The 21,283-nt window shown below is 38.2% G+C and carries 18 protein-coding genes; 9 read left to right on the forward strand and 9 right to left on the reverse strand.

Features of this window, described 5'->3' with window-relative positions; genetic code table 11:
- Positions 1 to 109: 109 nt before the first annotated feature.
- From D017_RS14290 to zwf, 3 genes are all read right to left on the reverse strand, one after another.
- Entirely contained in the window at positions 110 to 1,111 is a 1,002-nt protein-coding gene (locus D017_RS14290) for a carboxypeptidase-like regulatory domain-containing protein (RefSeq protein WP_035337478.1), read from the reverse strand.
- Between the two features lie 42 nt (positions 1,112 to 1,153).
- Entirely contained in the window at positions 1,154 to 1,867 is a 714-nt protein-coding gene (gene pgl, locus D017_RS14295; RefSeq protein ID WP_035337481.1) for a 6-phosphogluconolactonase, read from the reverse strand.
- 63 nt (positions 1,868 to 1,930) lie between these two features.
- A complete protein-coding gene (zwf, locus tag D017_RS14300; RefSeq protein ID WP_035337484.1) occupies positions 1,931 to 3,442 on the reverse strand; it encodes a glucose-6-phosphate dehydrogenase in 1,512 nt (503 codons plus the stop codon).
- 176 nt (positions 3,443 to 3,618) lie between these two features.
- Here zwf and gndA point away from each other — a divergent pair, with 176 nt between their 5' ends.
- Genes gndA through D017_RS14315 form a run of 3 tightly spaced genes read left to right on the forward strand, consistent with a single transcriptional unit; the run spans position 3,619 to position 7,374 of the window.
- Positions 3,619 to 5,028, forward strand: coding sequence for an NADP-dependent phosphogluconate dehydrogenase (gndA, locus tag D017_RS14305; protein WP_035337487.1), 1,410 nt, complete (start codon positions 3,619 to 3,621; stop codon positions 5,026 to 5,028).
- A gap of 59 nt (positions 5,029 to 5,087) precedes the next feature.
- Positions 5,088 to 6,716 carry an ABC transporter substrate-binding protein gene (locus D017_RS14310; RefSeq protein ID WP_035337490.1) on the forward strand — a complete coding sequence of 543 codons (1,629 nt, stop codon included), beginning with the start codon at positions 5,088 to 5,090 and terminating at the stop codon, positions 6,714 to 6,716.
- 43 nt (positions 6,717 to 6,759) lie between these two features.
- Positions 6,760 to 7,374: a YigZ family protein gene (locus D017_RS14315; RefSeq protein ID WP_035337492.1), complete on the forward strand. Its 615-nt coding sequence runs from the start codon at positions 6,760 to 6,762 to the stop codon at positions 7,372 to 7,374.
- On the opposite strand, the gene D017_RS14320 is transcribed toward D017_RS14315, so the two are convergent.
- Positions 7,371 to 7,763: a thioesterase family protein gene (locus D017_RS14320; RefSeq protein ID WP_035337493.1), complete on the reverse strand. Its 393-nt coding sequence runs from the start codon at positions 7,761 to 7,763 to the stop codon at positions 7,371 to 7,373. The genes D017_RS14315 and D017_RS14320 overlap by 4 nt on opposite strands.
- Before the next feature lie 203 nt (positions 7,764 to 7,966).
- Here D017_RS14320 and dnaA point away from each other — a divergent pair, with 203 nt between their 5' ends.
- Positions 7,967 to 9,394 (forward strand): chromosomal replication initiator protein DnaA, encoded by a 1,428-nt coding sequence (gene dnaA, locus D017_RS14325; RefSeq protein WP_035337496.1) that lies wholly within the window; start codon positions 7,967 to 7,969, stop codon positions 9,392 to 9,394.
- Between the two features lie 82 nt (positions 9,395 to 9,476).
- On the opposite strand, the gene D017_RS14330 is transcribed toward dnaA, so the two are convergent.
- From D017_RS14330 to gltB, 3 genes are read right to left on the reverse strand one after another with little or no spacing between them, the layout of a single operon-like run.
- Positions 9,477 to 9,683 (reverse strand): hypothetical protein, encoded by a 207-nt coding sequence (locus tag D017_RS14330; RefSeq protein ID WP_035337498.1) that lies wholly within the window; start codon positions 9,681 to 9,683, stop codon positions 9,477 to 9,479.
- Positions 9,684 to 9,735: 52 nt separating this feature from the next.
- Positions 9,736 to 11,199, reverse strand: coding sequence for a glutamate synthase subunit beta (locus D017_RS14335; RefSeq protein WP_035337501.1), 1,464 nt, complete (start codon positions 11,197 to 11,199; stop codon positions 9,736 to 9,738).
- A 3-nt stretch (positions 11,200 to 11,202) separates the two neighbouring features.
- Complete coding sequence (gene gltB, locus D017_RS14340; RefSeq protein WP_035337503.1) at positions 11,203 to 15,741, reverse strand: glutamate synthase large subunit; 4,539 nt, start codon at positions 15,739 to 15,741, stop codon at positions 11,203 to 11,205.
- 439 nt (positions 15,742 to 16,180) lie between these two features.
- On the opposite strand from gltB, the gene D017_RS14345 reads away from it, so the two are divergent.
- The 5 genes from D017_RS14345 to D017_RS14365 all read left to right on the forward strand — a co-directional run bounded on the left by D017_RS14345 (position 16,181) and on the right by D017_RS14365 (position 20,268).
- Positions 16,181 to 17,221, forward strand: a complete 1,041-nt coding sequence (locus D017_RS14345; RefSeq protein WP_035337506.1) for a porin — start codon at positions 16,181 to 16,183, stop codon at positions 17,219 to 17,221.
- Positions 17,222 to 17,233: 12 nt separating this feature from the next.
- Complete coding sequence (locus tag D017_RS14350; RefSeq protein ID WP_013749505.1) at positions 17,234 to 17,572, forward strand: P-II family nitrogen regulator; 339 nt, start codon at positions 17,234 to 17,236, stop codon at positions 17,570 to 17,572.
- Between the two features lie 35 nt (positions 17,573 to 17,607).
- Positions 17,608 to 18,843: an ammonium transporter gene (amt, locus tag D017_RS14355; protein ID WP_035337509.1), complete on the forward strand. Its 1,236-nt coding sequence runs from the start codon at positions 17,608 to 17,610 to the stop codon at positions 18,841 to 18,843.
- A gap of 118 nt (positions 18,844 to 18,961) precedes the next feature.
- Positions 18,962 to 19,435 (forward strand): low molecular weight protein-tyrosine-phosphatase, encoded by a 474-nt coding sequence (locus D017_RS14360; RefSeq protein WP_035337512.1) that lies wholly within the window; start codon positions 18,962 to 18,964, stop codon positions 19,433 to 19,435.
- Between the two features lie 107 nt (positions 19,436 to 19,542).
- Entirely contained in the window at positions 19,543 to 20,268 is a 726-nt protein-coding gene (locus D017_RS14365) for an SAM-dependent methyltransferase (RefSeq protein ID WP_035337515.1), read from the forward strand.
- Between the two features lies 1 nt (position 20,269).
- Here the strand turns inward: D017_RS14365 and D017_RS14370 are convergent, their stop codons facing one another.
- Positions 20,270 to 20,527, reverse strand: a complete 258-nt coding sequence (locus tag D017_RS14370; RefSeq protein WP_035337517.1) for a DUF3820 family protein — start codon at positions 20,525 to 20,527, stop codon at positions 20,270 to 20,272.
- A gap of 5 nt (positions 20,528 to 20,532) precedes the next feature.
- Positions 20,533 to 21,246, reverse strand: coding sequence for a DUF2071 domain-containing protein (locus D017_RS14375; RefSeq protein ID WP_035337519.1), 714 nt, complete (start codon positions 21,244 to 21,246; stop codon positions 20,533 to 20,535).
- Positions 21,247 to 21,283 lie beyond the last annotated feature (37 nt).

Here is a 21,283-nt window from a genome sequence, read left to right on the forward strand (position 1 = left end):
AAGATTGCAAAAATACTATATTAAGTGGTGTTGTGTGAAGATTAGTACGCTTTCGCGAAAGCGTAATTTTAAAACAATAATCTAAGCGAAAAGATGAAAAATCAGCACACTATTCTTCTGCAAGTTCAAACGTGAGAGGTAGCATTGCTCCTACCTTACGTGCTGCCATCGCACCGCCTGTATACAAAACATCAACAGGACTATGATTTCCAAATGAATCAATAAAAAATGAAGCTGTAGCTTCAAGTTTAGATTGCTCGTCTTGGTTATAAAGAATCTGGATATCATCTTCAAGAAGGGTTACTTCATGTCCTTTATCTGTAGCAATTATTTTAAAAGGCGCATATGGAGCAGTCTCATATTTGCCTAGAAAAACTCTATATTTTTCTTCTACTAGTTTATGATCGCGTAGCGCTCTCAAAAAGTGAAGTAGTGAGCCTTTATATTCTGCAGATCTATTTTTTAAAATCTTACGGCTTGTTTTTTCTTTAATATTTTCAAAGAAAACAGTCCCTACAAAAAAGGACTTCCTTGCCATATTAAATCCATTGAGACTTTTCTCATAAGTAACCTCAAAGTCCATGAGATCATAAGATACGAGATACCCTAAGTTTTTATTTCTAATCCTAATAGGCACATTGCTGTCTGCATACAGCATCCCGTTAGTAGCGCTATATCTCAACCGGATATCTTTTTCATTGAGAATCTTGACACCCTTTGTATTTAACACAGAACCTATAAAGTGCTTTTTAAAAGCCCTCATTTTACGTTCTCTTGACCAAGTATCGTCATCTAATATTACCTCATCCAGTGAGTCGATACTTTCTTTAAGATATAAAGTTCCTAAAGAGCCAAGTTGATTATGAGGGATAATAAGCGTCTCAAAACCTAAAACACTTATAATAAGTTCGGTTTGTATCGCATTATCTCTAGTAATTCTAAAATCTCCTTGCACATTAGATATAGCGCCAATTGTGGTATTATTAAAATAGACAGAGGCATTCTCGATGGCAAGACTGTCTTGTGTAGCTAGTAGTGTTCCTGTAATTACATCTTGAGCGTGTATTGTTATCGCAAAAAGAAAAAAGACAATACAACTAGCTACTTTCATAAGATATAAATTACGACAACATATTACTACTTTGGGATTACGCTATCCGTCTAAACCACTTGCTGCATCTTCGTCCATAAACCAATGAAGTTCTCCAGAGAGTGGTGAAACAAGACTTGCTGGATAATATCTAAAATCTTCTTCTTGATTAATGATTGTTTTCACCTTTTCTTCTTTTGAAGCTCCAGTAACTAGAAATGCTACCGATTGCGCATTATTGATAATATCGCCCGTAATACTCACGCGTTGTTGTCCAGATTCTGGATGTGTCGCAACTTCGCACCAGTTTGATGAGTCCCAAAGTTCTATCTCATGTGGAAATATAGATGCAGTATGACCATCATCTCCCATACCTAGTATCACTAAATCAAATTGAGGCACCTCATTTTCCGTAGCGAGCGTACTTTCTAAAACCTCTGCATAGCGTATAGCTTCTGCTTCTGGATTATTTTCGCCAAGGATGCGATGTATATTTCCCGCAGGGATATTGATTTTTGAAAACAAATGATCTACAGTCATTTTGTAATTGCTTTGCTCATCTGTAGGAGGAACACAACGCTCATCACCCCAATAAAATTGAAACTTAGACCAATCTGCATCTGTATGCTTCTCTGCAAGTAAGTCAAAAACAATTTTAGGAGTACTTCCTCCAGATAGTGCAACAGTAAAACGCTCTTTACCACTTGCAGCTTCCATTAAATAAGTAGCAAAATCTTGTGCTACTTCTTGCTTTGTTTTTGATATATGTAGTGTCATTGTTTTCTATTCTATAATTACAACCGCAGAACGCTAGTTAAAATGGGTAACAACTCAATATTATTATTCTATCACACAGTATCCTGGATCGTCTGCTAGATGTGCTCCTGGATTACGCCAGCCTCCTTGACCTTCAATAAGATCATCTGCAAATTCTGGTCCCCAGACTCCTGCCGCATATCCATACATCTTTACATCACGACTTGTCCAATATTCAAGTATAGGATCTGTAAACCTCCATGCTGCTTCTACCTCGTCTGCACGAGAATATAACGTAGCATCACCTTGCATCGCATCAAGTAATAGTCGCTCGTAAGCTTCCATAATATCTGTATCACCTAAGCTAGAGTAATAAAAATCAAGATTACCACGTTCTACCTTAAAACCTTGTCCTGGAACTTTCACACCAAACTTTACTAGGATACCCTCATCTGGCTGAATACGTATGATGAGTTTATTATCCTTATTAATGTCTGAGTTTTTAAAAATCTGGTGGTGTGGTGACTTGAAGTGTATCACAACTTCCGTAACCTTTGTAGGCATACGTTTTGCCGTGCGCACATAAAAAGGTACATCTGCCCAGCGCCAGTTATCTACATAAAACTTAACCGCAGCATAGGTTTCTGTAATACTATCTGTGTCTACGTCTTCTTCCTCGCGGTAGCTATTTACACGCTCGCCATCTATCTCACTACTTAAATATTGCCCGCGTATGGTATTTTTATCAAGCACCTCTGGGTCTGTCATTAATCGTAATGACTTTAGTGCTTTTAATTTTTCGTTACGTATTTCTTCTGGATCTGCACTTAATGGTGGTTCCATTACTATTAATGCAACAAGCTGTAATAAGTGACTTTGAAACATATCTCGCAATGCTCCAGATTTATCATAGTAACCACCTCGAGACTCTACACCTCCACTCTCTGCATTTGTAATCTCTACGTGATCTATGTAATCACGATTCCATAAGGGCTCAAATATGCTATTTGCAAATCGGGTGACAAGTATGTTTTGAACGGTCTCTTTACCTAAATAATGATCTATTCTGTAAATCTGCGATTCTTTAAAATATCTGTGTAATCCCTCGTTGAGTGACTTTGCGGTCTCAAGACTGTAACCAAATGGCTTCTCTACAATAAGGCGTTTCCAGCCTAGACGCTCATCATTAAGTCCTTTTGCAGTAAGATTCTTTGCAATGGCTTCAAACAAACTAGGAGGTGTAGATAAGTAAAAGATGATATTATTATCACACTGGTATGCGGTATTGATATCTTGTATGCGCTCATTGAGCTCACGGTAATCTACATCGTACTTTTTATGGAGATCTTCATAAAATAGTTTCTCAGAAAATGTAGCAAGAAACTCCTCACTGTCATCTAAGTATTTACTTTCTAGCACGACACGCTTTCTAAACTCCTCATCGGTCATAAAACTACGCGCTACGCCCAACACGGCAAAATGCTCAGGCAGGTGTTTATCTTTATAAAGCTTGTATAATGCAGGAACTAATTTTCGGGCAGTGAGGTCTCCCGAGGCGCCAAAAATGACTAATAACTGATTCTCTGTCTTGCGCATATGAATGACTTATTTAAGGTGCTTCAAAAGTATTGAAACTTTCGTCCATTCCCAACCGACTTCCCTACCACTTACTCACAAAAACAATTATTTTTCCACTATTTTTGAAGAGCAATGCCCACTTCTAAATTTGACTCACTTTTCTGGGTTCATTTGTGGGGAATGAAACTGTATTTATGGAAAATTCTTATGATTTTGGCTTGGTTGGACTGGGCGTAATGGGACGTAACTTTATATTAAATGTAGCCGATAATGGCTTTAGCGCGATGGGCAATGACCTTGACCCAGAAAAAGTACAAGCGCTTATTGAGGAAGGCGGCGACCCAAAACGCGTAGATGCGACGGTTGATGTATCCGCTTTCGCGAAAGCGTTATCATCCCCACGTAAAATCATGCTACTAGTACCCGCAGGTAAAGTAGTAGACATCGTCATAGAAAGTTTACTACCACACTTAGATAAAGGAGATATCATTATAGACGGAGGAAACTCCTTCTTTACAGATACCGACCGAAGAGAAGCTTACTTATCTGAAAAAGGAATTCACTTTTTTGGAGCAGGAGTTTCTGGAGGAGCAAAAGGCGCACGTATAGGACCTAGCATCATGCCTGGAGGATCAAAACCAGGATATGCAGCAGTTCAACCCATTTTTGAAGCAGTATCTGCCAAATATAATGGAGAACCTTGTGTTGCTTACTTAGGACCTAAATCTGCTGGTAACTATGTAAAAATGGTGCACAACGGAATTGAGTACGGACTTATGCAACTTACTTCTGAGATATACGACGTGCTTAAAAAGGCAGGAAACTTATCTAATCAAGAACTTCACGAAACCTATAAATCATGGAATGAAGGGCGTTTACAATCCTTCTTAGTTGAGATTACATCAGAAATTTTTGCCGAAAAGGACACTCTTACTAGTGGTGACCTTGTAGACCAGATTCTTGATAAAGCAAAACAAAAAGGAACAGGAAAATGGACCTCACAAAATGCGATGGACCTAGGTATTCCCGTACCTTCTATTGATATCGCTGTGAGTATGAGAGAAATCTCTGCACTTAAAGATGAGCGTACCATTGCAGATTCTCTTTACGATCGCCCAGAAGTGGCAACAATGGATAAAGAAAAGCTGACTAAGCTTACAGAAGAAGCACTTTACTTCTCTTACATCATTACTTATGCTCAAGGTTTGCATCAGCTAGCAGACGCGTCTAAGGAATATGGATATGACCTCGATATTGCGGTAATTGCAAAAATATGGAGAGCTGGATGTATTATAAGAGCAAAGCTCCTTGCAGATATCACAGATGCTTTTACAGAAGACACAGAACTACCTAACCTTTTATTATCTCCATCGTTTATCAAGAAGATACAAAGCACGGTAGACTCGGCTAGAGAACTTGTTGCTTATGGAGCTATTAATGGAATCCCGCTTCCTGGAGTATCAAACTCGTTAACGTATTTTGACGCATATACTTCTACGAGATTACCACTTAATCTTATACAAGCACAACGAGATTATTTTGGATCTCACACCTACGAAAGATTAGACCGCGAGGGAATCTTCCATACAGAATGGGAGAAATAAAACGAAGTATTTAAAATCACCACAGAAGCACTTCCGTATTGTACAAAAACAATTACTTTTTGAGAAAATCTAGCACATGGACAGCAGCTGTATGGCTCGCTTTCGTGCTTTTAAGTTTATGTACAGTAGGTTGCTCAAACAGTAAAAGCACAGAGCGAGATCATGAAGTGTTTAGATACAACGAGCAATACCAGATTTCGACATTAGACCCTGCTTTTGCTCGTAATCCGCCAATTATCTGGCCGGTAAATCAGTTATTTAATGGACTTGTTCAATTAGATAATGATCTTAATGTGCAGCCAGACATCGCTAAGTCTTGGACTATTTCTGAGGATGCACTTACCTACTCTTTCACACTACGTGATGATGTTAAGTTTCATAAACATGAAGCTTTTAATACTGTAGATAGCACAAGAAAAGTAGTTGCAAGTGACTTTGTATATTCCTTTGATAGACTTACAGACCCCGCTATTGCATCCCCAGGAAGCTGGGTGCTTAGTAACGTTGATCATTATAAAGCAGAAAATGACAGTACTTTTGTAGTGCAATTAAAGCAGCCTTTTCCTGCATATTTGGGATTGCTTAGCATGAGATACTGCTCTGTTGTACCTAAGGAAGTGACAACTTTTTATGGAAATGAATTTAGATCAAACCCTATAGGTACTGGTCCGTTTAAATTTAAACGTTGGAAAGAAGGTGTAAAACTCGTTCTTCGTAAAAACGAATTGTATTACGAAAAAGATGCTGCTGGAAATAGCCTCCCTTACTTAGAGGCGGTTGCCATTACTTTTTTACCAGACAAGCAAAGCGAATTTTTACAGTTTGCTCAAGGCAATATTGACTTTTTAAATAGTCTTGATCCTTCTTATAAAGACGAGATACTCACTGCCTCTGGAACACTACGCGAGAAGTATGAAGACAGAGTGAATTTTGAAAAAACACCTTGGCTCAACACTGAGTACATAGGTTTCTATCTTGATAGTAACACTCCAGAAGTGCAATCTACTTTATTACGTAAGGCAGTAAACTACGGTTTTGATCGTGAGAAAATGATCACCTACCTGCGCAATGGAATAGGAAAACCTGCAGTAAACGGTTTTATCCCAAAGGGGCTTCCAGGTTTTAATGAGATAGAAGGTTATAGTTATAATCCCACACTTGCTAAGGAACTTGTAGCTCAGTACACTGCACAAACTGGAGATCAGTCACCACAACTCACTATTGGTACGAATAGTCAATATCTTGATATCTGTGAGTACATACAGCGCGAGCTGCAAAAAGTAGGACTGGATGTACAAATTGATGTAATGCCTCCATCTACATTGCGCCAGATGAAAAGTAGTGGTGAGCTAGACGCTTTCCGTGCAAGCTGGATTGCAGATTACCCAGATGCAGAAAACTACTTGAGTTTATTTTACAGTAAAAACTTCACTCCTAACGGACCTAACTATACACACTTTAAAAGTGCGACTTTTGACAGTCTTTATGAGAAAAGCTTGAGCATTACAGACATAGATGAGCGCAAGCAATACTATATCAAGATGGATTCTCTTATTATAGAGCAGTCTCCTATAATTCCACTATATTATGACGAGGTCGTACGCTTTACACAGAAAACTATTTCAGGTTTTGAACCAAATGCTCAGAACTTCTTAGTATTGAAACATGTGAAAAAAAGTAAAAAGTAGCGTGATTACGCTTTCGCGAAAGCGTACCTAAAACAATTATAATATCGAACAAAAAGACACTTATAACACCATTTTATCGCCCTCTGAAGAGACACTCTTTAAGGATCGTAATAGCAAATTCTTTGGCTATGCATTTCCCGTTACCACAGAGGAAGAAGTCAAGGAACATATAGATGCCCTAAAAAAACAGCACTACCAAGCCAGACACTGGTGCTATGCGTATGTATTAGGTAAGGAATACGAACAATACCGCGCAAATGACGATGGTGAACCTTCTAATAGTGCAGGTGCCCCTATATATGGTCAACTACAATCCTTTGATGTTACTAATGTGCTTGTAGTAGTGGTACGATATTTTGGTGGGACAAAATTAGGTGTAGGCGGTCTAATCAATGCTTATAGAACGGGTGCACAACTTGCACTTGAGAATGCTCGTATCGTAAAGAAAACAATTGACATCCCTTTTTCTGTACAATTTGAATATCCTCTACTCAATAAAGCGATGCGCTTAATAAATGATCATAAGGTGACCATAATCGAACAGAAGATGGAAATGGACTGTGTGTTTCATCTCGCCATACGAAGAAAAGAGTCTGAAAAGGTCATTGAGGCTTTTAATGAAGTCTATGGAATTAACCTTCTTAAAGACGAATATTAGAGCTTCTCTAAAATGTATTTTGGGCACCTCATAGGTCGCCCAGTTTTTGTATTCATAAAGATCAATTCTGTACTCGCCACTGTTAATAACTCTTCATTTTGGTTATAAACTTTATAATCGAACATAATACGCACCGTAGGAATATTCCTAAGTGAGGTTTCTATTTTAAGGCGATCATCGAAAAGTGCAGATTTTTTAAATGTTGTATTTAAATTATAAACTGGTAGCATTACACCATTTTCTTCCATCCATTTATAAGAAATTCCGAGTTGTTCTAGCCATTCAAGTCTCGCAATTTCAAGATATTGAGCATAGTTACTGTGATGCACAAAGCCCATCTGATCGGTTTCTGAGTAGCGAACTTTAACAAAAGTATTATGGTTTTTCACGGTAAAGAGGTCTTATTTTTTGTAATTTTAAATCTTACAAATGATGCAACAAAATTTGCAAAAAAACAACCCTCCACTCGTTTTTTTATTACTTTTTTTGTTCACATATTTGCTTAGCTTTTAAAGGGAGCATTATCAACAATACGATAATCTTTTTAAAAGGCATTCTGTACTAAAAAACAACCAATAATTTAACTCAACGAATGACTCTAACTGCGCAATCTGTATGGGATAATTGTCTCGCATTTATTCAGGACAATATTACACCCCAGGCATATAAAACGTGGTTTGAACCGATTAAAGCGGTCAAGCTCACAGATAACGCATTAAGCATACAAGTGCCTAGTAAATTCTTTTATGAATGGCTAGAAGAACACTATGTTAAACTTCTTAAAGTTGCGCTTAACAAAGTACTAGGTGAAAACGCCAAACTGGTTTATGTAATCAGAATGGAAAACACTTATGGAAATAATCAACCGTTTACAGAAAAAATTCCTAGTGCAAATAGAAGTGCTATGAAATCTCAAGATGTTGATGCTCCATTTAAAAATAAAAATCCAGAGCTTAAAAATCCTTTTGTAATTCCAGGTATTAGAAATTTACAAATAGAATCACAGCTTAATCCTAATTATAATTTTGAAAATTTCCTTGAAGGTGAGTCTAACCGTCTAGCAAGATCTGCTGGAATGGCTGTGGCAAATAAACCAGGAGGAACATCATTTAACCCACTACTCGTTTTTGGCGGTGTAGGTTTAGGAAAGACACACCTTGCACACGCAATTGGTGTTCAAATAAAAGATAAATATCCAGCAAAGACTGTTTTATACATATCTGCTGAGAAGTTCACACAACAGTACATTGAGTCTGTAAAAAAGAACAACCGAAATGACTTTATACATTTCTATCAAGTTATTGATGTTCTTATTGTAGATGACATTCAATTACTAAGTGGTAAAGCAGGAACTCAAGATGTGTTCTTCCATATCTTTAATCACCTACATCAGAATGGTAAGCAAGTAATTCTTACCTCAGATAAGGCGCCGGTTGATATGCAAGACATCGAGCAACGCCTTCTTTCTCGTTTTAAATGGGGATTAAGTGCAGAGCTACAACACCCAAGCTTTGAAACGCGTATTGCTATTATAAAGCAAAAGCTGTATCAAGATGGTGTTGAGATGCCAGAAGAGATTGTAGAATTTCTTGCAAATAACATCAAGACAAATGTAAGAGAGCTAGAAGGTGCTATTATATCACTTATTGCGCACTCTTCTTTCAATAAGAAAGAAATCACATTAGATCTCGCTAAGAAGATTGTAGACAACTACGTGAAGCATACGAAGCGCGAAGTATCTATAGATTACATACAAAAGATTGTATCAGATTACTTCCAGATGGATGTAGAGACACTACAGTCTAAAACTCGTAAACGTCACATTGTACAAGCAAGACAGCTCGCTATGTTCTTTGCAAAGAAGCTTACAAAGGCATCTCTTGCAAGTATAGGTTCTCAAATAGGACAACGTGATCACGCAACTGTATTACACGCTTGTAAAACGGTAGATAACCTTGCTAGCACAGACAAGCAGTTTAGAAAATACGTAGAAGATTTAGGAAAGAAGCTATCTGTGTAACTTCTATCTTGAATTGATTATAATAACAAAGCCTCTACATTTTCATGTAGAGGCTTTGTTATTTTTACTGTTATAGTCAAATTTAAATCTCTTTTTCTATTTTCTTTTTTACGACACCACTCTTAAGTGAATTGACCACTCCAACACTCGTAACAAGAATACCCGCTATGAGAAATCCAAAAATAAAATAACTACTGGTCTCAAAAACCATACACATGATTCCTATTAAAACAAGCACTCCTCCAAAAGTTGATATCCATTCTCCTTTTGAACTTTTTTGAATTTTCATGATACTACTTCTATTGTTAGAAATGTCAATATACAATTAACATCACAAATAGTTAACGTCTAGGCAAATCGCTTTCCTCATCTTTTAATGGAAGCTCAGAACTTCCCATTAAAAACTTATCTACGTGATGTGCTGCTTGACGTCCTTCTGAAATTGCCCAGACGATAAGGGATTGCCCTCTACGCATATCACCTGCTGCAAATACACCAGAAACATTAGTACTATAATCAGTTGCCTTAATGTTACCCCTCAAATCTGTATCGAGATGTAATTGGTCAATTAGTGTTTTTTCTGGTCCGGTAAAACCTAGAGCTAGAAATGCCATATCACATTCCCATTCTTTTTCTGAATTAGGAACTTCTTTTAACTCTCGCCTTCCACTTTCATGAGTAATCCACTCAACTTCTGCGGTAATTAATCCCGTGAGATTTCCTGCAGCGTCACCCACAAATTCTTTGGTTGATATACTAAATACACGATCAACCCCTTCTTTGTGTGAAGAACTCGTGCGTAGTCGCATAGGGTAATATGGCCAAGGCTGCTCCGCTGGTCGCTCTACAGTAGGTTTATTGAGTATCTCAAAATTAGTCACACTAATCGCTCCCTGCCTATTACTCGTGCCAATACAATCAGAACCTGTATCTCCTCCGCCTATTACAATAACTTTCTTATCGGTCGCTACAATCTCTTCTTCCCAGTTATTTAAACCATCTTGACGCTCATTATTTTGCTTTAAAAAATCCATTGCTTGATACACTCCTTTAAGATGTGCTCCTTTAATAGGAATAGATCTTCTCACTGTAGCTCCACCGCAAAGTACAATAGCATCATACTCATCTTGAAGAGCCTCTACGCTTATATTTTGTCCAACATTTGCATTCGTTTTAAAGGTGATTCCTTCTACTTCAAGGACCTCAAGACGACGATCAATCACCTGTTTTTCCATCTTAAAATCTGGAATACCATAGCGTAGTAGCCCACCTACTTTTGCATCTCTTTCAAAAACTGTTACAGCGTGCCCAGCCCTATTAAGTTGCTGTGCCGCTGCAAGTCCAGATGGACCAGAACCAATAACGGCAATAGACTTTCCTGTACGTTTTACAGGTGGTTGCGCTGTAATCCAGCCTTCTTCGAAAGCACGCTCTACTATATTTTTTTCGATGTTTTCAATACTTACAGGGTCTGCATTAATACCAAGAACACAAGCCTCCTCACACGGAGCAGGACAAAGTCTTCCCGTAAATTCTGGAAAGTTATTTGTCGCATGTAATATTCCTGCAGCTTCTTTCCAGCGTCCTTTGTAGACGGCATCATTAAAGTCTGGTATAAGATTACCCAACGGACATCCAGAATGACAAAATGGAATCCCGCAATCCATACACCTACCTCCTTGCTTTTTAAGGTCAACCTCTTCTAGAGGAACGGTAAATTCTTTATAATTTTTTAAGCGTTCCTCTGGCGCTACATAGCGCTCATCTTTACGCTCAAATTCTAAAAATCCTGTTACTTTTCCCATCTCTTAGTTTGCTATTTTTTGTTCTTCCTCTAGTCTCAGTAAAGCTTGGCGGTATTCTTCTGGTAGCACTTTCGTGAAATTACCTATTTCCACATCCCAATTTTCTAGGAAACGTTGTGCTAGTGGAGATTGTGTTGCATTATAATGGTTCTCAACCAACTGTCTAAGCTCCTCTCGGTCTTGTGTTTCTTCTACCTTTAAGAAGTTTAAGCCCTCTGAGTTTGCTTTTCGCGAAAGCGTACTATCTACATCATACACATATGCGATTCCTCCGCTCATTCCAGCTCCGAAGTTTCTTCCCACAGCTCCTAAAATCACTGCTACTCCTCCTGTCATATACTCACAACCATGATCACCTATACCTTCTACAACAGCTCTAGCTCCCGAGTTACGTACACAAAAACGCTCTCCAGCCTTTCCATTGATGTAAGCCTCCCCAGCAGTGGCACCGTAAAATGCTACGTTTCCAATAATGACATTATCTTCAGGAATTATGGTTGCCTCTACAGGTACTTTTACAATAACTTTTGCTCCAGAAAGCCCTTTGCCTATGTAGTCATTTGTATTTCCAGTAACCGAAAGCGTCAATCCATGAGTAGCAAATGCCGCAAAGCTCTGACCAGCCGAACCTTCAAAATTGATTTTTAAGGTATTTTCTGGTAGCCCATTAACTCCATAAATTTTTGAAATCTCATTACTTAAGATGGCTCCTACCGCTCGGTCTTCATTTGTAATCTTAAGATCAAGCGTTGTCTTTTCTTTTCTAAACAATGCAGGGTGCGCCTGAGATATAATTTTAAAATCTAATGCCTTTTCTAGATCATGGTCTTGCTTCTCGATATTTCTCAGGGATTGCCCTTCCTTAACATCTACTTTATGCAGAATAGGAGTTAAATCTAATCCTAAAGCTTTGTATTGATCAATGGTCTTGTTGCGGTCTAGCTTTTGCACTTGCCCTACCATCTCATCTACTGTCTTAAAACCGAGCTTTGCCATAATCTCACGAAGCTCTTGCGCAACGAAATACATGAAGTTTACCACATGCTCCGGTTTTCCATTAAATCGCTTACGTAGCTCTGGGTTTTGCGTTGCAATTCCCACAGGACAAGTATTTAAGTGACACACACGCATCATTATACAGCCAGAAGCCACTAGCGGTGCAGATGCAAAACCAAATTCTTCTGCCCCTAGAAGACATGCAATTGCTACGTCTCTACCTGTTTTAAGTTGGCCATCGCACTCTAGTCTCACACGGCCACGCAAATCATTCATAACGAGTGTTTGCTGCGCTTCGGCTAGCCCTAGCTCCCACGGAAGTCCCGTATGTTTTAATGAAGTAAGTGGCGTTGCACCAGTCCCTCCATCATGTCCAGAAATTAATATCACATCTGCCTTAGCTTTTGCAACACCTGCGGCCACAGTCCCTACCCCTACTTCTGACACTAATTTTACATTAATACGCGCCTCTCTATTTGCAGATTTTAAATCATAAATTAATTGTGATAAATCTTCAATAGAGTAAATATCATGATGCGGTGGTGGAGAAATCAATCCTACATATGGTGTAGAGTTACGCGTTTTTGCAATTTCTGGATTCACCTTAGGGCCTGGCAACTGCCCTCCTTCTCCAGGTTTTGCGCCCTGCGCCATTTTTATTTGAATCTCTGCTGCATTAGTTAGATAATTTGAGGTAACGCCAAATCGTCCAGAAGCTACTTGCTTAATTGCACTATTTTTCCAATCACCGTTTACATCTTTATAAAAACGCTCTTGATTTTCTCCTCCTTCGCCAGAATTTGATTTACCGTCTATACGATTCATCGCTACAGCTAGTGTCTCATGCGCTTCTTTACTGATAGATCCATAAGACATTGCTCCCGTTTTAAAACGTTTTACAATATCCGTCCAAGGCTCTACTTCATCTATATCTATAGGATCATAATTTGTAAACTCAAACAAGCCTCTAATAGTCATTAGTTGTTTAGCTTGATTATTTACTCGATCTGCATACTCTTTATAGATTACAGGTTTATTACTTCGTACAGATTCTTGAAGTTTTGCAATCGTAAGCGGATTAAATAAATGCGCTTCACCATCTCTTCTCCATCTATACTCACCACCTATTTCTAGTGGCAAATCTGCAGCAATTTCTTTTTTATCATATGCAGCTTTATGACGCTTACTTATTTCTCCTTCTAGTTGATGCAATCCTACACCCTCAATTCTAGTCACTGTGCGCGGAAAGTATTTTGAAACTACTTTTTTACTGATGCCTATACATTCAAATAGTTGCGAACTGCGATATGAATTGAGTGTAGAAATACCAATCTTATTCATCACCTTGAGCACTCCCTTACCTACAGCCTTATTAAAGTTTTGAATAGCTTCTTCTACATCTACACTAGCAAGCTCAAGATCTTCTGGGTGATTTTCTATAATCTCATTTACCATATAAGGGTTAATCGCGCTCGCGCCATAACCAAATAATAACGCAAAATGATGCACCTCTCTAGGCTCTGCAGACTCAATAATTAAACTTAATTGAGATCTCTTCTTATGAGTTGCTAGTCCGTTGTTTACATAAGAGCAGGCAAGCAATGCTGGTATAGGTGCCTCTGTAATTGACGTATTTCTATCTGATAGAATAACAATATTTGCTCCCTCATCAAGCTGCTTACTTACGTTTTGCAAGAGTTTTTCTAGTGCTTCCTCGAGGCCATTATGACCTCTCTCCACCTGATACAACATCGGTACAGAAACTACTTTAAAATTCTTATCATCAAGACTTTTAATCTTATCTAAATCTTGTTTTGATATAACTGGATTTTGGATTTTCAACTTTCTACAATGCGCAGCATTAATGTCAAAAATATTATAATCGGCTCCTAGGGTTAGAGAAATATCTGTAATCAACTCTTCTCTTATTCCATCAAGAGGCGGATTTGTAACCTGAGCAAATAACTGCTTGAAGTAGTTATAAATGAGCTGCGGCCTTTCTGAAAGCGCAGCAATAGGAGCATCATTACCCATAGAACCTATAGGCTCCTTGGCATTTGCAGCCATAGGTAATATGATGGTGTTTATATCTTCTTGCGTGTATCCAAAGGTGATTAAACGCTCCTTTAGTGGTGCTTCATCTAAAAATAGTGGACACTCATTATAAGGAATATCCCTTAAGTGGATTAAATTTTCATCAAGCCATTGTTGATATGGGTTACGCGATGCGATCTCTTCTTTTATTTCTTCATCATTAATGATACGGCCTTGCGCCATGTCTACTAGAAACATTTTACCCGGTTCTAGACGACCATGCAATTGCACATTGCTAGGCTCAATATCTACTACCCCAATTTCTGAAGACATAATCACATAACCATCCTTTGTAACAGAATAACGCGATGGGCGCAGTCCATTACGATCAAGTACAGCACCTATATAATTACCATCTGTAAAAGGAATAGATGCAGGCCCGTCCCAAGGCTCCATAAGGCAAGAGTTGAACTCATAAAAAGCACGTTTGGCAGGAGACATCTCCTTATTTTTTTCCCATGCCTCTGGAACGAGCATCATCATTACCTCTGGAAGTGAGCGGCCGGTCATTAACAACAACTCCACCACCATATCCATAGATGCACTATCAGACTTACCTGGTATTACTACGGGAAGGATTGCTTTGATATCCTCTCCAAAAAGCGGACTCTCCATAAGTTCTTCTCTGGAATACATACGAGTTACATTGCCTCGCAAGGTATTAATCTCTCCATTATGACACATATATCTAAAAGGCTGTGCAAGATCCCATGTAGGGAATGTATTTGTTGAAAAACGCTGATGCACAAGCGCCAGACGCGTCACAACTCTAGGATCCATCAAGTCCTTATAATACACCTTAATGTCTTGAGGCATTAATAGCCCCTTATAAATGATTGTTTTGGTAGAAAAGCTAGGCACATAAAAGAATGAACTTTCAGAAAGCTTAGAACCATATATGGTATGTTCTGCAATTTTACGTGCAGTAAATAATTTTAAATTAAATGCAAATTCTGGAGTGGGTTTTTGTTGCGCTTTCGCGAAAGCGGGATTTTTATCACCACCATCATAAGAAACAAAGATTTGCTTTACAAAGGGTTCTGAAACCTGAGCAATCTCACCTAAGATAGATTTATCTACCGGCACATCTCTCCATCCTATAATATGTATACCCTGATCTGTAAGACTCTTCTCAAACACCGAAATACAGTAATCCCGTTGATTTTGTTTACGAGGAAGAAACACATTACTCACAGCATAACTCCCTTCTTGAGGTAGATCAAAATCACAGCTAGCCTGAAAATAATCATGAGGAATATCTATGAGTATCCCAGCACCATCTCCCGTTCTTCCATCTGCACTTACAGCTCCTCTATGTTCTAGCTTTTCAAGAATTTCTAACGCCTTATGAATAATGTCATTTGACTTTATTCCTTTTAAACTACAAATGAATCCCGCTCCACACGCATCGTGTTCAAATTCCCTTAAATATAATCCTTGATCCTTAAGCATTGTGTACATTTTTATGGTAATACCATTGTTTCTTATTCACAAGATAATCCTACTTATCTAAGTCACAAAAAGCACCATTCATTATTACGATTAATGAAATTTAGGCAGCATGAAATTCATATAACCGCATTATAAGCCTGCTTATTTTGTCAAATTCAAACTGTTAAAAGTGGTTAAAAATGACGATAACGTTATAGTTAATTTAAAGAATAGATTCAAATTTAAAAATATCCTCAATTATTTAACTAAAAAATCCCTCAAAACTCAATTATGTCGAAATGCATATCACAACAAATCAGCAAATAATTTATAACACCCCTAATTTAATAGGGGTAATTTTGAAAAAACCATAAAAATTTACAAAACACCTATAAAATTTACACCCTTAACTAAATTTTAAGATACATTTGAGAACTAATCAACAAAAAATTACACTCTTATGAAGTCCATTGTTACGTTCTTAGTACTGGCTATTACATCCACTTGCATATTTGCTCAAGAAGATTCAAAAAAGAAAAAATTTACTGTAGAGGGAAGTGTCGATACTTACTTTAGACAAAATCTTTCTGGACCCAATGGCGAGGATGCAATTGCCCCAAATACCTCTTTTGCAAATCGCAATGGTTTTGCAATTGGTATGGCAAATGTGATAGGCTCTTTTGAAAGTGAAAATGGAAAAGTAGGTGCTGTCGCAGATTTAGTTTTTGGCCCTAGAGGTGAAGAAGCGGTTTTTTTATCTGGACCTTCTTCAAACATTGTAAACCAACTTTACGTATACTGGAATGTTTCGGATAAAGTAAAACTTACTTTAGGAAACTTTAATACCTTCTTAGGTTATGAAGTAATCTCTCCTACTCTCAACTTTAACTACTCAACGTCTTATATGTTTTCATATGGACCATTTTCTCATACGGGTATAAAAGCAGACTTTACTTTATCTGAAGATTGGAGCGCTATGGTGGGTGTACTTAACCAGACAGATGCTACAGAATTTAATTTTGATAACGATTACACACTAGGCGCTCAATTAGGTTACAAAACCACTTACCTTAATTTCTTATATGGAAAGCAAGGAGGAAGTACAGAAAGTACATTCCAAGTAGATCTTACTACCGGTCACGATCTATCAGATGACTTTTACCTAGGTCTTAACGCAACATACAATGACACAGACGGAGCTTCATTTTATGGAGTTGCACTATACCCACAATACAAAACATCAGAATCTTTCACCCTAGGATTAAGAGGAGAATACTTTGCAGAAACAGAAGGTGGTGCTGGTGCCATAGGAGGTTATGATGAAGAGGGAGATGCATCTGTACTTGCAGTTACTCTTACTGGAAGTTATACCGTAGGCGATCTTACCATCAAACCAGAATTTCGCTTAGACAGCGCAAGTGAAGACACCTTCCTTGATACTGACCTTGAGCCTAACAGCTCATTATCTTCATTTCTAATCGCAGGCATATATAAATTTTAAATAACCTAAAACATGAAAAAAATAGAAGCAATCATTCGTAAATCCAAATTCTCGGCGGTAAAAAAGGCACTGCATGATGTGGGTGTAAACTTCTTCTCCTATTGGGATGTTACTGGACTTGGTAACGAAAAAAAAGGTTCTGTTTACCGCGGCGTGAGCTATAGCACCAGCGACATACAACGACGCTATTTAAGCATCGTAGTAAATAATGAATTTGAAGAAATTACCATTAAAACAATTATCGAATCTGCACGCACCGGAGATGTAGGAGACGGTAAAATCTTTGTCTCAGATATAAGCGAGTGCTATCGTATTCGTACTGGAGAGAAAGGAAATCAAACACTTAAATAGTCTAAAAACTTATAATAATATAGCATTAACAACTTATGGAAATTTTAACTGTAAATAATGTATGGATGATGATCTGTACTGGTCTAGTTTTCTTCATGCACCTTGGGTTTTCATTTTTAGAAATAGGACTCACACGTCAAAAAAATACTATCAACATTCTTTTTAAAAATATTTTTATAATCACCGTAGGTCTCCTACTTTATTGTTTAGTAGGCTTCAATCTTATGTACCCTGGAGAATTCAACGGGTTTTTAGGGTTTGCGGGCTTTGGTCTTGATGCACCACTCAATGCAGAAGGCGTTCTTGATCTCACTTATAACGAAGGCTATACTTACTGGACAGACTTTCTTTTTCAAGGGATGTTTGCAGCAACAGCAGCAACTATAGTATCTGGTGCCGTAGCAGAGCGTATTAAAATAGGTCCATTTATGGTCTTTGTATTACTTTACGTAGGGTTTGTATACCCTATTGCTGGATCTTGGAAATGGGGAGGCGGATTTTTACAAACACTAGAAACACCTTTTTATGATTTTGCTGGATCTACACTTGTTCACTCTGTAGGAGGATGGGCCGCACTCGTTGCCGTATTCTTACTTGGATCGCGAATAGGGAAGTTTGATGAAAATGGTAAACCACAAGCCATCCCTGGACATAATGTACCGCTTGCAACGGCAGGTGTACTTATCTTATGGTTAGGTTGGTTTGGCTTTAATGGAGGTTCTGTACTATCTGCAGATCCTGCACTAACATCTCTTACTCTTGTAACTACGTCACTTGCGGCAGCAGCCGGAGGAGTATTTGCTTTTCTTGTATCTACATTGATGTACAAAAACTATGATCTCACCATGTTTTTAAATGGAATACTAGGAGGTCTTGTGGGTATAACAGCTGGGGCAGACGTAATGAGCCCTACAGATGCGATTGCTATAGGGGCGATTGCAGGAGCCATAATCGTTTTTGGTGTCGCACTTGTAGATAAACTAAGACTAGACGATCCTGTAGGAGCTATTGCAGTACACTTAATATGTGGTATTTGGGGCACACTTGCAGTTGGTATTTTTGGAAGCCTAGCTAGTGGAGCACAGTTTGTGAGCCAACTAATAGGTGTAGGATCTTATGCTGTTTTCTGTATTATTACGTCATTTATAATATTATTTATTCTCAAGAAAACTGTGGGACTACGAGTTTCAGAAACTGAAGAAATTGAAGGACTTGATCCTCACGAACACGGAATGAGTGCTTATCCAGATTTCCGTTTAAACGAGCATTAATATTAAGTTTTGTGCTATGTGTATGTGAGCCTCGACCATTTTTGGTCGGGGTTTACTGTTTTTAGGGTTTTTGGTTTTGCTTTCGCGAAAGCGTAATAAATTTAATTACCTTAGAGTAATGAATAAACAAGCTCCCTCCACTACAAAGATCTTAATGGTATGCCTAGGAAACATATGTAGATCCCCACTTGCCGAAGGTATTTTAAGATCTAAACTAGACGCAACTCTTTTTAATGTAGACTCCGTAGGCACAGGAGACTGGCACGTGGGAAATCCACCAGATCCCAGAAGCGTAAAAGTAGGATTATCTCATGGAGTCGATATCTCAGGACTTAGAGGACGCCAGCTATCCGAAAGTGACTTTAATGATTTTGATCATATTTATGTCATGGATCAAAACAACCTAGAAGATGTACTAGCAAAAGCCACTACAGATGAACAGCGCCGTAAAGTGACAATGATTCTAGATGTAGTTTTTCATGGAGAGAAAGTAGATGTTCCAGATCCATATCACGGAAGTCAAGAAGACTTTGAGAGAGTATATGAAATGCTGGATACCGCATGCGATCATATCGCAAAAGAACTAGCATAATTAGGGCATTTAAAATTATGGACATTGCAAAAGTAAATTTTGTGCATATCCCGCGATCTAATTATATTGCACCCATACGATAACCCCAACCTATAAACTACCTACCTATGAGTTCATTTACTGCAACTGGAAAATTATATCTGATACCCACTACACTAGGTGATACTAGTGCACTAGAGGTGATGCCTATCTCTGTAAAGAAGGTGGTAGAATTTATAGATACATACATCGTAGAAAATGAAAAAACAGCGCGTCGCTCCATAAAAGCGATATCTCCAAGTAAATCGCAGCCCTCTTTAAAATTATTTCCGTTAAATAAATACACAGATATATCTGAGCTTCCATCATACCTAGAACCATGTTTACAAGGGGAATCTGTAGGTTTATTATCTGAGGCGGGAGTTCCAGGCGTTGCAGATCCTGGAGCAGAGGTGGTGAAGATTGCACATCAAAAAGGCATCCAAGTTGTGCCACTTGTAGGTCCATCATCTATACTCATGGCAATGATGAGTAGCGGTATGAATGGTCAAAATTTTGCTTTTAATGGATATCTACCTATTGATGCACAACAGCGTAAGCAAGAGTTGAAACGATTAGAGCGCTTATCTTCAGAACAAGGACAAACGCAATTATTCATCGAGACCCCGTATCGCAATAATAAGATGCTAGAAGACATTTGCAATACTGTGCATCCTGAAACTCAAGTTTGTATTGCTTGTGATATCACACTTCCAACAGAATATATTGTGACAAAAAGCGCTTCTTTCTGGAAAACTAATGCACCAGACTTACACAAAAGACCTGCAATCTTTATAATTCACAAGTCGTTTTAAATTACCTCCTTAAATTAGCTGGTCTAGGATACTTTTGTTGGATTTTTTTAATCATGGGTTCTAAACCATTTATTTTAATTTCCATCATTTCTTGAAGTAACCTTCCTAGCTTACCCTCTGGAAAACCTTGTTGTCTAAACCACACAAAATAAGATTCTGGCAGATCAACCAAGTACCAACCTTTGTATTTGCCAAAAGGCATTCTATAATAAGCCATCTCTATAAGGTGATCTTGCGCTTCTTTATGAATATCTGCCATGCTCGTTATTTCTTAATCACCGTTTTGCCCTCAATCGTTATTGCCGAACCTTCTATCAAATATATAGAAGCAGGCTCCTGGGCTTGTAGGAAACTAAATTTAGCACCGTACATCGTCTCAAATTTAATATCAAAGGTTGCTTTCTTTATAGGGTAATGATTCCATCGCGGGTGCGTTACCTCGTACTCATTAGTTTTAACCTTAGAAGGACTCGCATATCCCCAGTAATGCTCTGCTATAAACTCCATCTCACTATGCTGATCGATGGGCTGCGAAGCTACAGCGGCTTCTATATCAATAGACTGCCATTTGTTGTCCTTTTTCCATCCATAGGAAATCTTACGATCTTCACTTGTAATATCCCACTTATGTCGCATAGGTAGCGTTTCATAACTCTCGTTATAAAGTGCGTTTGCTACGATAGAAATTGCAGGCTTAGGAACTACTTCTTTTATAAACACTGCACCACGTTTCCAAACACCTCCATCTTTTCTACGCACATAAAACCGCAGATTCACTTCCTCAAAATTTACGTGAAAGGGAATTTTGACACCCTTTATGCGTGTATCCATAAACATAAAGGCAATGACACTCACATAACATTTACCTTCATAAAAATCTAACTCTGTTCCATGAGGGACATATGGCTCTAAAAGAGCTGGATCTACTTCATAATTTATAAAAGCAAGCTGGCGCCATGCTGCGGTAAGGAAGCTCATAGAATTATAGTGTAATTGTGATTAATATAAAAACTGC

The sequence above is a fragment of the Dokdonia sp. PRO95 genome (assembly GCF_000355805.1).
Classification (GTDB): Bacteria; Bacteroidota; Bacteroidia; order Flavobacteriales; family Flavobacteriaceae; genus Dokdonia.

Coding starts and splice junctions, on each gene's coding strand:
- D017_RS14290 (WP_035337478.1), bottom strand. CDS start 1,111: ATGAAAGTAGCTAGTTGTATTGTCTTTTTTCTTTTTGCGATAACAATA.
- pgl (WP_035337481.1), bottom strand. CDS start 1,867: ATGACACTACATATATCAAAAACAAAGCAAGAAGTAGCACAAGATTTT.
- zwf (WP_035337484.1), bottom strand. CDS start 3,442: ATGCGCAAGACAGAGAATCAGTTATTAGTCATTTTTGGCGCCTCGGGA.
- gndA (WP_035337487.1), top strand. CDS start 3,619: ATGGAAAATTCTTATGATTTTGGCTTGGTTGGACTGGGCGTAATGGGA.
- dnaA (WP_035337496.1), top strand. CDS start 7,967: ATGACTCTAACTGCGCAATCTGTATGGGATAATTGTCTCGCATTTATT.
- D017_RS14330 (WP_035337498.1), bottom strand. CDS start 9,683: ATGAAAATTCAAAAAAGTTCAAAAGGAGAATGGATATCAACTTTTGGA.
- D017_RS14335 (WP_035337501.1), bottom strand. CDS start 11,199: ATGGGAAAAGTAACAGGATTTTTAGAATTTGAGCGTAAAGATGAGCGC.
- gltB (WP_035337503.1), bottom strand. CDS start 15,741: ATGCTTAAGGATCAAGGATTATATTTAAGGGAATTTGAACACGATGCG.
- D017_RS14345 (WP_035337506.1), top strand. CDS start 16,181: ATGAAGTCCATTGTTACGTTCTTAGTACTGGCTATTACATCCACTTGC.
- D017_RS14350 (WP_013749505.1), top strand. CDS start 17,234: ATGAAAAAAATAGAAGCAATCATTCGTAAATCCAAATTCTCGGCGGTA.
- amt (WP_035337509.1), top strand. CDS start 17,608: ATGGAAATTTTAACTGTAAATAATGTATGGATGATGATCTGTACTGGT.
- D017_RS14360 (WP_035337512.1), top strand. CDS start 18,962: ATGAATAAACAAGCTCCCTCCACTACAAAGATCTTAATGGTATGCCTA.
- D017_RS14365 (WP_035337515.1), top strand. CDS start 19,543: ATGAGTTCATTTACTGCAACTGGAAAATTATATCTGATACCCACTACA.
- D017_RS14370 (WP_035337517.1), bottom strand. CDS start 20,527: ATGGCAGATATTCATAAAGAAGCGCAAGATCACCTTATAGAGATGGCT.
- D017_RS14375 (WP_035337519.1), bottom strand. CDS start 21,246: ATGAGCTTCCTTACCGCAGCATGGCGCCAGCTTGCTTTTATAAATTAT.